This window comes from Streptomyces roseirectus (genome assembly GCF_014489635.1).
Classification (GTDB): domain Bacteria; phylum Actinomycetota; class Actinomycetes; order Streptomycetales; family Streptomycetaceae; genus Streptomyces; species Streptomyces roseirectus.
The window spans coordinates 8782033-8797346 of record NZ_CP060828.1 but is presented as its reverse complement, the minus strand read 5'-3'; the positions used below and the strand labels follow the sequence as shown (position 1 = coordinate 8797346).

Genomic DNA, 15314 nt, shown 5'->3' with positions numbered 1-15314 from the left:
TTTCATGGAAAAGCTCTTCGCCCGCTCCCCCGGCGGCTACCGCTATGCCTATGTCCGGCTCGGCGCCGGCGGGGGAAATCCGCCGCTGCTGCTCCTGTCGCATTTCCGGGCCACCATCGACATGTGGGATCCGGCGCTGCTCGAAAGGCTGGCGAAAGACCGTGTCGTGATCGTCGTCGACAACAGGGGTATCGGCCTGTCGGACGGCACGACACCGGACACAGTGGCCGCGATGGCGGAGGGGATCGCCGAATTCGTGACGTCGTCGCGGCTCACCGGGGTCGATGTGCTGGGGTTCTCCCTGGGCGGTTATGTGGCCCAGGCGTTGGCACGGATCCGGCCGGATCTGGTGCGCCGTCTGGTCCTCGCCGGCACCGCGCCGCGCGGATCCGGTGTGGACCTCGCGGCGGAGGGCCGTGTGCGTTCGATCATCACCAGGGAGCTGGTCAGTCCCAAGGACCTCGTCCACCTGTTCTTCCCGCCGACCGCGCCCGGCCGCGCGCACGGCGTCGAGTACATCCGCCGCCTGTCCCGCCGCTCACCGGGCCCCGGCGGGAGCGTCGCCGAACCCTCCTGGCGGGCCCAGTTGGAGGCGGCGGCGGACTGGGGAGCACCTGACCCGACGGCCGCCCGGGAGCTGACGGACATCACCCAGCCGACTTTCGTCACACACGGCGAATTCGACATCATGGTCGCCGCGGAAAAGAGCCGCATTCTGGCGTCACACCTGCCGCACGCGGAACTGAAGATCTATCCCGACACCGGTCACGGATTCCTTTTCCAGGCACACGAGGAATTCAGCACGGATGTGACGCGATTCCTCATGAACGAGCCGTCCGAAAACGCCGCGCCCCCTCAGGTGGAGACCACGTGAACCCGACCGAGCAAGGCGCCGCCCAGACATCCCGGTGCCCCTTCGCGCTGGACGTCGACGGCGCGGACCAGCACGCGGAGAACGCCCGCCTGCGCGCGGCCGGCAGAGCCGTCCCGGTCGAACTCCCCGGCGGCGTGCGGGCATGGGCGATTCCGCGTCACGAGGACCTGCGCCGGGTGCTGACGGATCCCCGGGTCGCCAAGGGGATCGAGCACTGGGGCGCGGCGCAGCGCGGCGAGGTCCCGGACGGCTGGCCGCTGATCGGCTTCGTCGCGACCGACAGCGTCATCAACTCACACGGCGCGGACCACCGCCGACTGCGCGGACTGGTCGACCAGGCGCTCACCCCGGCCCGGGTGGAGGCCATGCGTCCGGGGGTGGAACACCTCGTCGGCACGCTCCTCGACCGCCTCGCCGCCCGGCCGCAGGAGCGAGCCGTGGACTTCCGCAAGGCGTTCGCCTACCCCGTCCCCACGGCCGTCATCTCGGACCTGCTGGGCGTCCCGCAGCGCAAGCGGCGGCTGCTGCACGTGCTCACCGGCATGCAGACCCGTACGACCAACACTCCCGAACAGGTCCTGGAGACCGACGGGCGGATCGAGGCGCTGCTGCGGGAGATCGTGGCGGAACGCCGCGAGGCCCCCGGGGACGACCTGATCAGCGCGCTCCTCACCGCGCGCCGGGCCGGCGACGACCGGCTCACCGACAGCGAACTGCACGGCATGATCCTGCTGATGTTCTTCGCCGGCCACCAGAGCGTCATCAACGTCCTGGTCAACGCCTGCCACGCGCTGCTCACCCACCCCGGTCAGCTCGCGGCCGTCCGCGCCGGGGAGGTCCCGTGGAGCGCCGTGGTCGAGGAGACGATGCGCTGGAACGGCGCGGTGAACCAGTTCCCGATGCGGTATCCGACCGAGGACGTCGTCATCGGCGGCGAGACGATCCGCCGGGGCGAGGCCATCCTCGCGTCGTTCGGTTCGGCGGGCCGGGACCCGGAGCACCACGGGGCGGACGCGGAGCGTTTCGACGTCCGCCGGCGGCAGGCCGGGCACCTCGGCTTTGGACACGGGCCGCACTTCTGTGTCGGGATCCACCTGGCGCGCCTCCAGTTGGAGACGGCGCTGGCCGGGTTCTTCACCCGGTTTCCCGAGGTGCGGCTCGCGCCGGCCGGTACGTGGACCGTGCGGCCGGTGCCCTCGTTCGTCAGCAACAGCATCGAGGAGCTGCCCGTGCTCCTCGGCCCCGCGGCGGAGACCGCAGCGGAGACCGGGCCGCGCTGACCGGCAGCGGACCAGCAGCGAACGGACAGCGGACCCAGCGGATCCACAGAGAGGACGCCCCTCGTGAGCACGCCCAGAATCGCCCTGCCGGCCCCGACCACCGCCGACTCCCCCACTGGGCGGCTCACCGTCCCCGCCTTCGGCGACATCGCCGTGGACCGGCCCGCGCGCGCCGACTGGCAGCGCTACCTGCACGAGCTCGACCCGGCGGCCGACCTCGCGGCGGTGTGGCTCGACGCGGACGCCGAGCCGCTGACCGCCGTCCGCGCGCTGCGCTCGCACACGCGGTTCGACCGGACCCGGGTGTACGTCGTCGGGCCCGGCACGGCCGGTCCGGTGCCGGGCTGGGCGGAAGCGCTCGACGTCGAGGACTTCGTGAAGCCCGGCGCGGTCGCGCCCGAAGGGCTCACCGCCTCGGTCGAACTGGCCCTGCGCGCCCACCGCGCGCTGATGGCGGACGACCTCTACACCGACTACTACCTCGACATGACGTTCAACCGGATCTTCGACTGGTTCGAGACGACGCGCTGGGACTGGACCGAGGTCGACCTGGACGGCATCGAGCACGGCATGCTCGACGAGCGGACCGTGGACTTCCTCACCGAGGCGGCCGTGATCGAGTTCGGCACCCTGCCCGGCGCCCACAACTTCCTGCGGGAGTGGCAGGGCGAGGCCAGTTTCTCGTCCTGGGCGTTGCAGTGGGGCGCGGAGGAGTCCCGGCACTCGCTGATCCAGGCCCGCTATCTGGACCGGATCGGGGTCAAGCTCCGTTCGAAGCACGCGCTCTACAAACGGGAGCCGTATCCGCAGGGCGACGTGCGCTCCGCCACGCTCATGATGAACGTCATCTCGGAGTCGCGGGCGTCCGCCCTCTACAAGGCGCTCGCGGCGCATGTGCGGGAGCCGGTGATCCGCAAGATCTGGCGGCTCCTGGCCCGCGACGAGGCCCGGCACTGCCGCGCGTTCTCCGTGTTCATGCGCGAGCTGTGCGACGGCGACCCCGCCCACCGGACGGCCGCGCTGCGCATGGCCTACATCTGGCTCGCCGACCGGCGCGGCGGCGTCAAGCACCCGGCGGGCCTGTTCTATCCGCACTCCACGTCCACGGCCGGCATCCGCCGCATCGAGACGATCCAGCACGACTCGGTGGACGCCGCGGACGCGAAGGTGATGTCGATCGTGCGGCTCCTGGCGGACGACGACTCGCTGGAGACCCCACGCGACATCAAGGCCAAGCTGCGCGCCCTGGCCCGCTGACCCCGACCCGCCGGCCCCACAGAACAGGACACGACCACGCCATGTCACAGCCGCACGTCACCGACATCGAACAGACGGTCCGCCGCTTCGTCGCCGAGCAACTGCGCGTGCCCGTCGAGGAGGTGGACGCCGACGCCGACCTGCGCTCCCTGCCGCGCTTCGACTCGATCCACGCGCTCCAGATCGTGCTGGGGATCGAGCAGCACTACGACATCGAGGTGGAGGACCACATCGTCTTCGAGACGAGCACCGTGCGGGAGTTCGCGGACGCCGTCGCCGGGCTGATCGAGCGGGCCGGCCCGGAGCCGGTGTCGTGACCCTGTTCGCCGCGCTCGGCGACGTCGCCGCACGGCGCTCCGGGCGGGGGGTGCACGTCCTGCGCCGGGGCCGCGACGGCGACGCCCTGTCCTACGCCGACCTCTTCGCCGAGGCCGGGCGGGTGGCGGCGGGGCTGCTGTCGCGCGGGGTGCGGCCCGGCGAGCGGGTCGCCCTCGTCCTGCCGACGTCGGTGGACTTCGCGCGCGCCTTCTTCGGCGTCCTCGCGGCCGGCGCGGTCGCGGTGCCGCTGCCCGGCCCCGCGCCCTTCGGGTCGTCCGACGCCTACCTGCGGCGCACGGCCGCCGCGCTGCGCCGTTCCCGGGTGCGCACGGTGCTGACGGCTCCCGCGACGCTCCCGCTGCTCGGTCCGGGGCTGGTCCACACCGACGCCGACGCCGTTGACGTGCTCCTCGTGGCGGAGGTCGCCGAGCCGGGGGCGGCCCACGTCGCGCGGACGGCGTCGGACCCGGCCGTCGTCCAGTACACCTCGGGCACCAGCAGCGAGCCCCGGGGCGTCGTGCTCAGCCACGGCAACGTGGCGGCCGGCGTCGAGGCCATCGCCCACGGCACCCGCCTCACCACGGCCGACGTCGGCTGCGCCTGGCTGCCCCTCTTCCACGACATGGGGCTGGTCGGCTCCTTCCTGACGCCGCTGCTGCACGACGTCGACATCCACCTGCTGACGCCCGAGGACTACCTGCGCGACCCGAGGCAGTGGATCCAGGCCATGGGGCGGCTCGGGGCGACCTTCACCATGGCCCCGGACTCCGGCTACCGGTACGTCCTGCGGCGCGACACGGCACCGCAGGACGGGCTCGACCTGTCCCGCTGGCGGATCGCGGTGAACGGCGCCGAACCCGTCGACCGGCGGCTCCAGGACGCCTTCGTCGAGCGGTACGCGCCCGCCGGGCTGCCGGCGGACGTGTTCCTGCCGGCCTACGGACTGGCCGAGGCGACCCTCGCGGTCGCCTTCCCTCCGGTCGGACGGCCGACCAAGGTGCTGCGGGCCGACCGGGACGCGCTCGGCCGGGGCCGGTACGTGCCGGCGTCCACCGGGCCGTGCCGGGAACTGGTCAGTGTGGGCACGCCGGTGCGGCGCACCGAGGTCCGGCTCACCACCGCGGGCGGCGCCCCGGCCGCGCCCGGCACGGTCGGGGCCGTCGAGGTCCGGGGGGCGTCCGTCACGAGCAGCGGGTACGACCGGCGCCCCGAGGAGAGCCGTCGCGTCCTCCTGCCGGGCGGCTGGGTGGCGACCGGGGACCTGGGGCTGTGGCACGACGGCGAGCTGTACGTCGTGGGCCGCACGAAAGAGGTGATCATCGTCTTCGGCGCGAACCACTGGGCGAGCGACATCGAGGCGGTGGTGCGGGACACGCCCGGACTGCCCGTCCACGGCGTCCTGGCCGAGCAGATCTGGAGCGACGAGGGCGGCCGGCTCGGGCTCGTCGTCGAGACGGCGCGGCAGGACGAGGCCGGGCGCCAGGCGTCGACGGCACGTATCCGCGCGCGGGTCGTGGCCGAGCTGGGGATCACGCCCGACAGGATCGAGTTCGTGCGGCGGGGCCGGATCGCGCGGACGTCGAGCGGCAAGGCGGTGCGGCACACGCCGCGTTCCGGCAGACGTCCTGAACTGGAGACCCCATGACACACCCCGGCCCCTACCTGCTCGGCCACTCCGACAGCGAGCACCACCGGCTGACCCTCCAGGACAGAGCGGTCTCGCCGTTCACCGAACGCACCCTGCGGGCGGCCGGGGTGCGGCCGGGGATGCGGGTCCTCGACATCGGCTCCGGCCTCGGCTACGTCTCCCTGCTGGCCGCCGGTCTGGTCGGGCCCGGCGGGCACGTCGTCGGGATCGAGCGGGACCCCGGAAGCGTCGGCAAGGCGCGGCTCCTCGCACGGGAGGCCGGGTTCGCGGACTCCGTGCGCTACGAGGTCGCCGACCTCGCCGGCTTCACCTCGCCGGAGAAGTTCGACGTCCTCGTCGGCCGGTACATCCTCATGTACCTCCCCGATCCCGCGTCGGCCCTGCGCCGTCTGACGTCCCTGCTGGCGCCGGGCGGGATCGTCGTCATGCACGAGATGGACTTCACCAACACCTCGCCGACCCGGCCGCCGCTGCCGGAGTGGGACCAGTACTACGCGCTGTGGCCCGAGCCGTTCCTGGCGACCGGCGCCGTCCCCGACTTCGGGCCCCGCCTCGCCGGGACGTTCCTCGACGCCGGGCTCGGGCATCCGGAGGTGGTCACGTGGACGGCGACGGCGGGCCGTGACGGGGACCCCGCCGTGCTCGACTGGCTCAGCACCACCTGCCGTGAGATCGCGACGCCGCTGCGCGCCGCCGGCGTCGCGTTGCCGGATCACCTGTCCTTCGACTCCTTCGACGACGCGTTGCCGCGGCGGCTGCGGGACCTCGTTCTGTCCCGGGGTGTGCGGGTCAGCGGGCCGACGCAGTTCGGGGCGTACGCCCGGGTGACCGGCGGGAGTCGCTGACCGTGGCGTTCGACCACCGCCGGTTCGGGCCCCTGCCGTCCTTCCTTGCGGTGCCGTCGGGGGCGGGCGTCACGCGGGTGCGGATGCCGACGGGGGATCACATGTGGCTGGTCACCGACCACGCCGTGGGGCGTGCCGCGCTGGCCGACGCGCGGCTCAGCAGAGCGGCGGCCGTCCGTCCCGGCGCGCCGAGGTGGGGGTCCGTCGACCTCTCGCCCAACTCGGTCATGAGTCTGGACGGCGCCGATCACGCCCGGCTGCGACGGGTCGCCGCCGCCGCGTTCACCAGCGCTCGGGTCGCCGCGCGGGCGGCGGTGATCGAGGAGGCCGTGGACGTCCTGCTGGACCGGGTGGCGGACGTGGGGCCGGGCGCCGATCTGGTCAGCGGTTACGCCTCGCCGCTTCCGATGGTCGCGTTGAGCGCGCTGCTCGGCGTGCCGGTGGCGGACCGGCCGGTGTTCGACGCGGCCGTGACCGCGCTGTTCGACATGACGCCCCAAGGAGTGCGCGGCCGGCGCCGCCATGTCCTGACGCTCGTCGGCTACATGTCCTCGCTGCTCGACCGGAAGCGGGAGACGCCGGGTCCTGATCTGCTGAGCGCGCTCGTGCGGGTCGAGCGGGCGGGCGAGATCTCCCGGACCGAGCTGATCAACCTCGGGCTGGCGCTCCTCATGGCCGGCTACGAGACCACCGCCCATCAACTCAGCCTCGCCATCCTCGAATTGCTCACCGGCGACGTGCCCGTCGGGGTCTCCGTCGAGGAGTTGCTGCGCAGGACGCCGTCCACACCCATCAGTTTTCCCCGGGTGGCTGTCGAGGACGTCGTCCTCGGCGGGACGACGGTGCGTCAGGGCGAGGCCGTCATCGTCTCCCTCCTCCACTGCAACCACGACGCCGGAGCACCCACCCACCTCACGTTCGGCCACGGCGTCCACCGCTGCCTGGGCGCACCCCTGGTCCTCCTCCAACTGCGCATCGCCCTGCCCCGCCTCTGGCAACGCTTCCCCGGCCTCCGCCTCTCCTCCCGGGAGGGGTCCCTGGTCTGGCGGGAGGGTCTTGTGACGCGCGGGGTGTCGAGGCTCGTCGTCGAGTGGTGACGTCGGCCCGTGGTGGGAGCGGCGATGTGGAGGAGGGCGGGGGGCTCGCCTCGACCGCCTCGCGCAGGTGCGCCGGGCTGCCGTCGCGGTGCGGCGCCATGGCGGCGAGGTGACCGAGAGGTCCAGGGCCGTGCGGAGCAACGCCGCCGACGCCCGGTTCCCGGCGACGCTCAGACCGCGTGCCGTCCCGCCCCCGCGAGCAGCGCGTCGACCTCCTCCTCCGTCGTCGCGAAGGACGTCACGAGCCGGACGACGCCCGGCCCCCACCGGTCGTGGTAGAAGACGAAGCCGTCGGCGAGGAGGCCGTCGATGACGGGTTGGGGCAGGCGGACGAAGAGGATGTTGGCATCGGCGGCGCCGAGGAGTTCGACGCCGGGGACGGCTTTGAGGCCGTCCTGGAGGCGGGCGGCCATCGCGTTGGCGTGGGCGGCGTTGCGCAGCCAGAGGCCGTCGGTGAGGTAGGCGTCCACCTGGGCGGACTGGAAGCGCGTCTTGGCGGTGAGCTGTCCGGCCCGCTTGGCGCGGAAGGAGAGTTCGGGGGTGAGGGCGCGGTCGAACACCACGATCGCGTCGGCCGTCATCGTCCCGTTCTTGGTCGCGCCGAAGGACAGCAGGTCGACGCCGGCCCGCCAGGTCAGCGCGGCGGGCGTGGCGCCGAGGGAGGCGACGGCCCCGGCGAAGCGGGCGCCGTCCATGTGCAGCCGCAGCCCGGCGTCCTTGGTGATCGCGCCCAGCTCCCGCAGTTCGTCGACGGTGTAGACGGCGCCTGTCTCGGTGGCCTGGGTGACGCTGACGACGGACGGTTCGACGCTGTGGACGTCGCCCTTCTTGTACCGGACGGCCGTGCGCAGCTCGTCGGGGTCGATCTTGGCGTCGGCGCCGCCGAGCGGGACGAGTTTGGCGCCGGCGGTGTAGAACTCGGGCGCCCCGCACTCGTCGTTGTTGACGTGGCTGTCGCGGTGGCACAGGACGCTGCCCCAGGGCGGGGTGAGCGTGGCGAGGCCGAGGGCGTTCGCGGCGGTGCCGGTGGAGACGAACAGGACGTCGACGTCGCGTTCGAAGAGGTCGGCGAGCCGGCGCCGTACGGAGTCGGAGTGCTCGTCGGCGCCGTACGGGAGGGCGGGGCCGGAGGCGGCGCGGGTCAGCGCGTCCAGTATCTCGGGCGGGGTCGCGGCGGTGTTGTCGCTGCTGAAGATCACGGGCGGGGCTCCTTGGCGGCGTGGACGAGGCGGCGCAGGGCGTCGCGGTAGACGGCGTGGTCGGTGACGGCGGGGACGATCTCGGCGAGGTGGGTGGTGAGGACCGGGAACTCGTCCGGGTCGAGGGCGGCGAGCGCGCGGCGGGTGGCCGCGCGGGCGGTGGCGGGGTCGCGGTGGTCGACGAAGCCGGCGCTGCCCAGGGTGAGGAGGTACAGGGAGCGGTAGTGGGCGATCGCCTCGGCCGGGGTCATGCCGGCGGCGAGGTTGTCGGCGAGCTGGGGTTCGGTGAGGCGGGCCAGGAGGTGCTGGCCGAGCCAGGGCCGGGTGCCGCGCAGGGCGAGGAGGCCGGGGTGGGCGCACAGCACCTCGTACAGCGCGGTGAAGCGGGCCTCGGTCGCGGTCGCCCAGTCGCCGCTGACCTCGGGGAGTCCGGCGGCGAGGTGGTCGAGGCACAGGTCGAGGAGGCCGGCGAGGTCGGTGCACCGGCGCTGGAGCGAGGCGAGCGAGATGCCGAGGCGGGCGGCCAGCGCCCGGAAGGTCAGCGCCTCGGGGCCGCCCTCGTCGACCAGGCGCAGGGCGGCCTCGGCGATGCGGGCCGGGGTCGCGCGGTCCAGGGAGGGGGAGCTTCGGGGCATGCGGGTCAGCGTACGGTACACCGTACCGAACGAGACGCCGATTTCAGGCGCCGGGCTTCAGGCTCCGCCCGCCCGCACCCCGTTCAGGAACAGGTCGAGGAAGTCCTCCCGCGCTCCCGCCACACTCACCCCGCGCCGCCGCGAGATGTGCGAGCTGAAGTTGTTGAGCGCCGCCGCAAAAGTCTCCGCGGCCACCGACCGGTCGAGATCCGGCCGGAGTTCCCCGCGCCGCTGGGCGTCGAACAGGACGTCCTCCAGAACCGCGAGCGGCTGGTCGACGCAGTCGCGCAGGAACCCGGCGTACAGCTCGGGAAAGTCGGGGAACTCGAAGGAACAGCGGAAGACGATGAGCCACTGAGGGCTCTCCAGGACCTCGGCCATGGCGGCGTACAGGATCCGCAGGTCCGCTTCGAGACTGCCGGTGCGCGGCGGATACAGGCGGCCGGAGAAGGTGCTCAGAGCGGCGAGGATCAGCTCGTCACGCTCCGGCCAGCGGGAGTACAGCGTGCGCTTGGCGACCTTCGCGCGGGCGGCCACCGAGTTGGTGCGGAAGCCCGCGATGCCGGTCTCGGCGAGTTCGTCGACGGCGGCCTGGAGGATGCGCGCGTCGGCGCCGGGGTCGCGGGGCCGGCCGGGTCTCGCGGCGGGCGGTGACGTGGCGGCCAATGGATGCCCCCTTTCCCGGTTCGGTGCGGTTCCAGTCTTACAGGTGGCCTGTTTCCCGCAGGAGGCATGTTTCGCCACCGAAACGGTTTCGTATTCATCTGCTTCCGCGATAGCGTGGAGGCCAGGACACGAGCGAAGGGGGACGGCGACGATGACGACGACCGGACACCCGATGACCACGGCGCCCCGCACCCGCCGCAGCCGTATCACCCCCGAGCGTTTGGCCGAGCTGTATACGGCCGTCCTCGACCTCCTGCGCGAGGTCGGGTACGACGCGCTCACCATGGAGGCCGTCGCCACCCGCACCCGGTGCAGCAAGGCGACCCTCTACCGGCAGTGGGCGGGCAAGCCGGAGCTGGTCGCGCGGGCGCTGCGCCACCAGAAGCCGATCGCCCTCGACCGCATCGACACCGGCTCCCTGCGCGGCGACTTCGACACCCTGATCGACCAGGTCGGCGACCATCAGATGGCCGCGGACATCGCCCTGCTCCGGGGTCTCTCGCACGCCGCCCACACCCACCCCGACCTCCTCGACGCCCTGCGCCACCTCCTCGTCGACCCCGAACTCACCGGCCTCAACGCCCTGTTGGCCCGCGGGGTGGCCCGCGGCGAGGTCCGTCCGGACACCCCCGCGCTCGCCTACGTCTCCCACCTCATGCTGGGCGCCCTCGCCATCCACCCCCTGATCGAGGGCACGCCCGCCGACGCGGCGTTCCTGCGCAAGTACTGCGAGGCGACGGTCTACCCGGCGCTGGGACTCTGACCGGCCGATGAGTTTTCGCGGCCCCGGCGGTCCTACCTGCCGAGACCCCTGCGAACGGAAGGCCGTCGATGAACACTCCGTACGACACCCTGCACCGGTACGCCGACGACGGGAGCGTGCCGGGCGCCGTCGGCCTCGTGGCGCGCGGGGACGACGTCGAGGTGGTGACCGCGGGCTCGGTGGACGTCGAGGGGACGGCCCCGATGGCCCGCGACTCGATCTTCCGGCTGGCCTCGCTCACCAAGTCCGTGACGGCGGCGGCGGTCATGACGCTGGTGGACGACGGCGTGCTGACCCTCGACGCGCCGATCGAGCGGTGGCTGCCGGAGCTGGCGAAGCCGAACGTCGTCCGCACCCCTGACGGCCCCGTCGAGGACGTCGTCCCGGCGGCCCGCCCGGTCACTGTCGAGGACCTGCTCAGCTTCCGCACGGGTTGGGGGTTCCCCGCCGACTTCTCGCTCCCGGCGGTGCGGGCGCTGTTCACGGTGCAGTTGGACGGCCGTCCGCGCCAGGAGTGGCCCGCCCCCGACGTCTGGCTGAACCTCCTCGCGCAGGTCCCGATGGTGAGCCAGCCCGGCGAGTCCTGGCTCTACACCACCTCCTCCGACATCCAGGGCGTCCTGGTCGCCCGCGCCTCCGGGCGCTCCCTGCCCGACTACCTCGCGGAACGCTTCTTCGAGCCGCTGGGCATGCGCGACACGGGGTTCGGCGTCCCCGAGTCGAAACAGCACCGCTTCACCGCCGCCTACCTCCCGAACCCCGACGGCACCCTGACCCTGGCCTCCGCCACCGACGACCCCCAGTGGACGACCGTCCCCCGGTTCCCCTCCGGCGGCGGTGGCCTCGTCTCCACCGCCGACGACTGGCTCTCCTTCGCCCGCATGCTCCTGTCCGGCGGCGAGGCCCTGGGCCACCGCGTCCTCACCCCCGCCTCCGTGCGCCGCATGACCACCAACCACCTCACCGCCGCCCAGCGCGCCGCCTCCACCCTCTTCCTCGCCGGCCAGGGCTGGGGCTACGGCGGCCAGGTCGACCTCGCCCCCACCGACCCCTGGAACACCCCCGGCCGCTACGGCTGGCTCGGCGGCACCGGCACAGCCGCCCACATCGTCCCCACCTCGTCCTCCGTCACGATCCTCCTGACCCAGGTCGCGCTGACCGGTCCGGTGCCGTCGCCACTGATGCGGGACTTCTGGAGGAGCGCGGCGGGTTAGGGGGACGGCCCTGCCCGGCGTCACCGGAACCGCCCGCGCCCTCAGCGGCCGGTCGGGGTGACCACCTCGAACGTGCCGGTGAACGTGTCCAGGAGGCCGAGGAGGGTGTCGAGGGCGGTGCGGTCGCCAATCACCTCGGCGGTGTTGTCGGTGAGGAGTTCGTCGAGGTGGGCGGTGCCGTGGGCGAGGGCCGCGAGGGCGGGGCGGGTGGCGCGCAGGGTGGTGGTCGGCTCGGGGAGGGAGGGGGGCGGGGTGTGGCGCAGGACGCCGTTCTCCACGACGATCAGAAGCCGGTCCTCGGTGGGGCCGCCGAGGTGTTCCGGGGTGACGTCGAGTCCGATGCGCAGCCGGAGTCCGGCCGCGGCGGGGCCGTTGAGGCGGATCGCCATGTAGTCGAGGAGCATGGCGGTCGTCATGCCGGACACGAGGCCGGGGCCGCCGGACGGGCGGGCGGCGGGGGCGCCGTGGCGCAGTTCGTGGGCGCCGACGAGGTAGAAGTTGCGCCAGGGGGCCGCCTCGGACCGGTAGCCGAGCTGTTCGAGGACGTCCGCCTGGAGCAGCCGGGCGGGCCGGTGTCCGGGGTCGGCGGCGAGGGCGTGCGCGAGGAGTTCGGCGGCCCAGCGGTCCTCGCCCGTGTCGTGGGCGGTGCGGGCGTGGGCGAGCACGGCGTCGATGCCGCCCATCAGCTCGACGTACCGGCGTCCGGCCTGGGCGGGCGGCAGCGGGTCGAGGTGGGCGGGGTTGCCGTCGAACCAGCCGAGGTAGCGCTGGTAGACGGCCTTGACGTTGTGGCGGGTGGCGCCGTAGGTGCCGCGGTTGGCCCAGTAGGCGTCCAGCGACTCGGGCAGCTCGATGAGTTCGGCGATCTCGTCCGGGGTGTGGCCGTGGTTGGCCAGGCGCAGGGTCTCGTCGTGGAGGTAGCGGTAGAGGTCGCGGTGCGCCCCGAGGAGTTCGGCGATGGCGTCTTGGCCCCGGACGGGCCAGCCGTGGCCGAGGAACATGACGTCGGCGGTGTCCCCGAACAGGTTCAGCGCCTCGTCGATCGCGGCGCTCCACGCCGCCGCGTCGCGCACGGGTGCGCCTCGGAGCGTGTAGAGGTTGTGCATGTGGTGGGAGATCAGCTCGGCCATGCACAGGGCCCGGCGTTCGGGCAGGTGGACGGTCAGCTCGGCGGGCGCCTCGGTGTCGGCCACGTACTGGAAGACGAGGCGGACGCCGTCGAGGACCAGTTCCTCGCCGGTGCGGCGGATCTCGTGCGAGGGGCGGATCAGGGAGGTCCTGCCGGTCGCGACGGCCGCGCAGCTGCCGTTCATCACGTGCCCGCGCGCGCCCTTGGGCAGCCCGGGGCCGAACATGAAGCCGGAGCGGCGGCTCATCGCCGGGCCCGCGGAGACGTTCTCGCTGACGGCGTGCTCGTAGAAACCGGCGGGTGCGACGAGCGGGACGCGGCCCGAGCGGACGTCCTTCTCGTCGACGACTCCCGCGACGCCGCCGAAGTGGTCGAGGTGGCCGTGGGTGTGCAGGACGGCGGTGACCGGGCGGTCGCCGAGGTGGCGGCGGACCAGGTCAAGGGCCGCCTCGGCGGTCTCGACACAGGTGAGGGTGTCGATGACGACGTAGCCGCGCTCGCCGAGGACGACCGTCATGTTCGCGGCGTCGTAGCCGCGTACCTGGTAGACGCCGTCGGCGACCTCGAACAGGCCGTGGTTGCGGTGCAGTTCCGACAGGCGCCACAGGCTGGGGTGCACGGTCGTGGGCGCGTCGCCCTCGATGAACGCGTACGCGGTCAGGTCCCAGACCGTGCGGCCCGAGGCGTCGCGGACGACGGGCGGCTCGATGGCGGCGACGCGTCCGCGCCGGACGTCCTCGAACGCCCGCCGGTCGTCCCACGGCAGCGCGTCGACGGCGGCGGCATGCCGTGCGGCGGTGACGGGGCCGGCCGGGCGGGGCTGGGGGGCGTCGGTCGGGTCGGGCATGGCCTTGTCTTCCTTCGAGGTCGGTGTGCGGCGGGCGGGCGCATACCTCGATTCAAGGTATGCGGGTCACGAAGAACCTAACATGTCGATTCGAGGTACATCGATCCGAGGCATCCGCCGATCATGCGACCATGAAGGCGTGCTGGAGCTCGCGATCCTCGGTCATCTCGCGGACGGACCGCTGCACGGTTACGTGCTGCGCCGTCGCGTCGAACAGCTGTCCGGCCACACCAGGCCGGTCAGCGACGGCAGCCTCTACCCGGCGATCAACCGCCTGGTGAAACGCGGTCTGCTGACCCGGCACACCGAGCCCGGCACGGCCGCCGCCCAGCGCTACGTCCTCACCCTCACCGACGCCGGCCGCGCGGAGCTGCTGCGGCGGCTGCGGGAACCGGCGCCGCAGGACATCACCGACCACGCCCGGTTCTTCACCCTGCTCGCCTTCCTCTCCCTGCTCCCCGACCCCGAGCAGCGCGACGCCGTGCTGCGCAGACGCCTGGAGTTCCTGGACACCCCGGCGAGCTTCTTCTACGACGACGACCGCCCCCTGCCCGCCGAGGAGGTCACCGACCCCTACCGCCGCGGGATGCTCCTGATGGCCCGCGCCATCAGCACGGCCGAACGGAGCTGGCTGCACGAGGCCCTGGGCGACACCGAAGCCGGCCGCTGAGGCTCCCTCACAGGTGGGCGCGGCCCCCGTCGCGGCCGGCCTGGTGGCGACGGGTGCGGTCGACGAGGCCGGTCTCGTAGGCGATGACGACGAGTTGGGCGCGGTCGTGCGCGTCCAGCTTGCTGAAGAGCCGGCTGACGTGGGTCTTGACGGTGGCGACGCTGATGTTGAGCTGGGCACTGATCTCGGTGTTCGAGTGCCCGGCGGCCACGTGGACGAGGACTTCCCGCTCGCGTTCGGTGAGCGCGTCGAGGAGGGCGGGTGAGACGCCGGTGTCGAGGGCGGGGCGGTTGACGAAGTCGCGGATGAGGCGGCGGGTCACGCTCGGCGCGAGGAGGGCGTCGCCGGCGGCGACCGTGCGGATCCCGGCGAGCAGTTGCTCGGGCGGGGTGTCCTTGAGGAGGAAGCCGCTGGCGCCGGCCTTGAGCGCGGCGAACACGTACTCGTCGAGGTCGAAGGTGGTGAGGATGACGACCCGGATGGAGTCGGTCGCCGGGTCGCTCAGGAGCTGCCGGGTGGCCTCGATGCCGTCCATGTCGGGCATCCGGACGTCCATCAGGATGATGTCGGGCAGGTGCCGGCGGCCGGCTGCCACGGTGTCGCGGCCGGTGCTGGTCTCGGCGACGACCTCCATCTCCGCCGCAGCGTTGACGAGCACGCTGAAACCGGCCCGTACGAGGATGTGGTCGTCGGCCACGACCACCCGAATCGTCATCTCCGGCCTCCGGGTGCGGACGTCGGTCAGGGGCATTGCAGGCACCCACCGTACAAGGCCGGACGGCGGCGAGTGACCGTCGGGCGACAGTCGCACCCGCGCGTACGACCAGGGATGTACGCCGCCGGGCCGTACCCCCCTGGCGGGACAAGCGGAT

The 15314-nt window shown here is 73.0% G+C and carries 15 protein-coding genes; 10 read left to right on the top strand and 5 right to left on the bottom strand.

Features of this window, described 5'->3' with window-relative positions; all coding sequences use genetic code 11:
• Nucleotides 1–4: 4 nt before the first annotated feature.
• From IAG44_RS38115 to IAG44_RS38085, 7 genes are all read left to right on the top strand, one after another.
• Nucleotides 5–874, top strand: coding sequence for an alpha/beta fold hydrolase (locus tag IAG44_RS38115; RefSeq protein ID WP_187751622.1), 870 nt, complete (start codon nt 5–7; stop codon nt 872–874).
• Complete coding sequence (locus IAG44_RS38110; protein ID WP_187751621.1) at nt 871–2154, top strand: cytochrome P450 family protein; 1284 nt, start codon at nt 871–873, stop codon at nt 2152–2154. The genes IAG44_RS38115 and IAG44_RS38110 overlap by 4 nt, the downstream gene beginning before the upstream one ends.
• Nucleotides 2155–2217: 63 nt before the next feature.
• Nucleotides 2218–3411, top strand: coding sequence for a ferritin family protein (locus IAG44_RS38105; protein WP_187751620.1), 1194 nt, complete (start codon nt 2218–2220; stop codon nt 3409–3411).
• Nucleotides 3412–3452: 41 nt separating this feature from the next.
• Nucleotides 3453–3728, top strand: a complete 276-nt coding sequence (locus IAG44_RS38100; protein WP_187751619.1) for an acyl carrier protein — start codon at nt 3453–3455, stop codon at nt 3726–3728.
• Complete coding sequence (locus tag IAG44_RS38095; RefSeq protein WP_246562398.1) at nt 3725–5374, top strand: AMP-binding protein; 1650 nt, start codon at nt 3725–3727, stop codon at nt 5372–5374. The genes IAG44_RS38100 and IAG44_RS38095 overlap by 4 nt, the downstream gene beginning before the upstream one ends.
• Nucleotides 5371–6222 (top strand): methyltransferase domain-containing protein, encoded by an 852-nt coding sequence (locus IAG44_RS38090; protein WP_187751618.1) that lies wholly within the window; start codon nt 5371–5373, stop codon nt 6220–6222. Before IAG44_RS38095 ends, IAG44_RS38090 begins: the two co-directional genes overlap by 4 nt.
• A 2-nt stretch (nt 6223–6224) precedes the next feature.
• Nucleotides 6225–7319 carry a cytochrome P450 gene (locus IAG44_RS38085; RefSeq protein WP_246562397.1) on the top strand — a complete coding sequence of 365 codons (1095 nt, stop codon included), beginning with the start codon at nt 6225–6227 and terminating at the stop codon, nt 7317–7319.
• Between the two features lie 170 nt (nt 7320–7489).
• On the opposite strand, the gene IAG44_RS38080 is transcribed toward IAG44_RS38085, so the two are convergent.
• Genes IAG44_RS38080 through IAG44_RS38070 form a run of 3 tightly spaced genes read right to left on the bottom strand, consistent with a single transcriptional unit; the run spans nt 7490 to nt 9819 of the window.
• On the bottom strand, nt 7490–8518 hold the full coding sequence (locus IAG44_RS38080) for a threonine aldolase family protein (RefSeq protein ID WP_187751617.1): 1029 nt from the start codon (nt 8516–8518) through the stop codon (nt 7490–7492).
• On the bottom strand, nt 8515–9153 hold the full coding sequence (locus tag IAG44_RS38075) for a TetR/AcrR family transcriptional regulator (protein WP_187751616.1): 639 nt from the start codon (nt 9151–9153) through the stop codon (nt 8515–8517). The genes IAG44_RS38080 and IAG44_RS38075 overlap by 4 nt, the downstream gene beginning before the upstream one ends.
• Before the next feature lie 57 nt (nt 9154–9210).
• Nucleotides 9211–9819: a TetR/AcrR family transcriptional regulator gene (locus IAG44_RS38070; RefSeq protein WP_187751615.1), complete on the bottom strand. Its 609-nt coding sequence runs from the start codon at nt 9817–9819 to the stop codon at nt 9211–9213.
• A gap of 151 nt (nt 9820–9970) precedes the next feature.
• Between IAG44_RS38070 and IAG44_RS38065 the strand changes: the two genes are divergently transcribed.
• A complete protein-coding gene (locus IAG44_RS38065) occupies nt 9971–10582 on the top strand; it encodes a TetR/AcrR family transcriptional regulator (protein WP_246562396.1) in 612 nt (203 codons plus the stop codon).
• A 68-nt stretch (nt 10583–10650) separates the two neighbouring features.
• Nucleotides 10651–11796, top strand: a complete 1146-nt coding sequence (locus tag IAG44_RS38060; protein WP_187751614.1) for a serine hydrolase domain-containing protein — start codon at nt 10651–10653, stop codon at nt 11794–11796.
• 41 nt (nt 11797–11837) lie between these two features.
• Here IAG44_RS38060 and IAG44_RS38055 read toward each other — a convergent pair whose 3' ends face one another.
• Nucleotides 11838–13772: an alkyl/aryl-sulfatase gene (locus IAG44_RS38055; protein ID WP_187751613.1), complete on the bottom strand. Its 1935-nt coding sequence runs from the start codon at nt 13770–13772 to the stop codon at nt 11838–11840.
• A 139-nt stretch (nt 13773–13911) separates the two neighbouring features.
• Here IAG44_RS38055 and IAG44_RS38050 point away from each other — a divergent pair, with 139 nt between their 5' ends.
• Nucleotides 13912–14442, top strand: coding sequence for a PadR family transcriptional regulator (locus tag IAG44_RS38050; protein WP_187751612.1), 531 nt, complete (start codon nt 13912–13914; stop codon nt 14440–14442).
• Between the two features lie 7 nt (nt 14443–14449).
• On the opposite strand, the gene IAG44_RS38045 is transcribed toward IAG44_RS38050, so the two are convergent.
• Nucleotides 14450–15157 (bottom strand): response regulator, encoded by a 708-nt coding sequence (locus IAG44_RS38045; protein WP_187751611.1) that lies wholly within the window; start codon nt 15155–15157, stop codon nt 14450–14452.
• Between the last annotated feature and the right edge of the window lie 157 nt (nt 15158–15314).

Coding starts and splice junctions, on each gene's coding strand:
- IAG44_RS38055 (WP_187751613.1), bottom strand. CDS start 13,772: ATGCCCGACCCGACCGACGCCCCCCAGCCCCGCCCGGCCGGCCCCGTC.
- IAG44_RS38100 (WP_187751619.1), top strand. CDS start 3,453: ATGTCACAGCCGCACGTCACCGACATCGAACAGACGGTCCGCCGCTTC.
- IAG44_RS38065 (WP_246562396.1), top strand. CDS start 9,971: ATGACGACGACCGGACACCCGATGACCACGGCGCCCCGCACCCGCCGC.
- IAG44_RS38090 (WP_187751618.1), top strand. CDS start 5,371: ATGACACACCCCGGCCCCTACCTGCTCGGCCACTCCGACAGCGAGCAC.
- IAG44_RS38075 (WP_187751616.1), bottom strand. CDS start 9,153: ATGCCCCGAAGCTCCCCCTCCCTGGACCGCGCGACCCCGGCCCGCATC.
- IAG44_RS38060 (WP_187751614.1), top strand. CDS start 10,651: ATGAACACTCCGTACGACACCCTGCACCGGTACGCCGACGACGGGAGC.
- IAG44_RS38115 (WP_187751622.1), top strand. CDS start 5: ATGGAAAAGCTCTTCGCCCGCTCCCCCGGCGGCTACCGCTATGCCTAT.
- IAG44_RS38045 (WP_187751611.1), bottom strand. CDS start 15,157: ATGACGATTCGGGTGGTCGTGGCCGACGACCACATCCTCGTACGGGCC.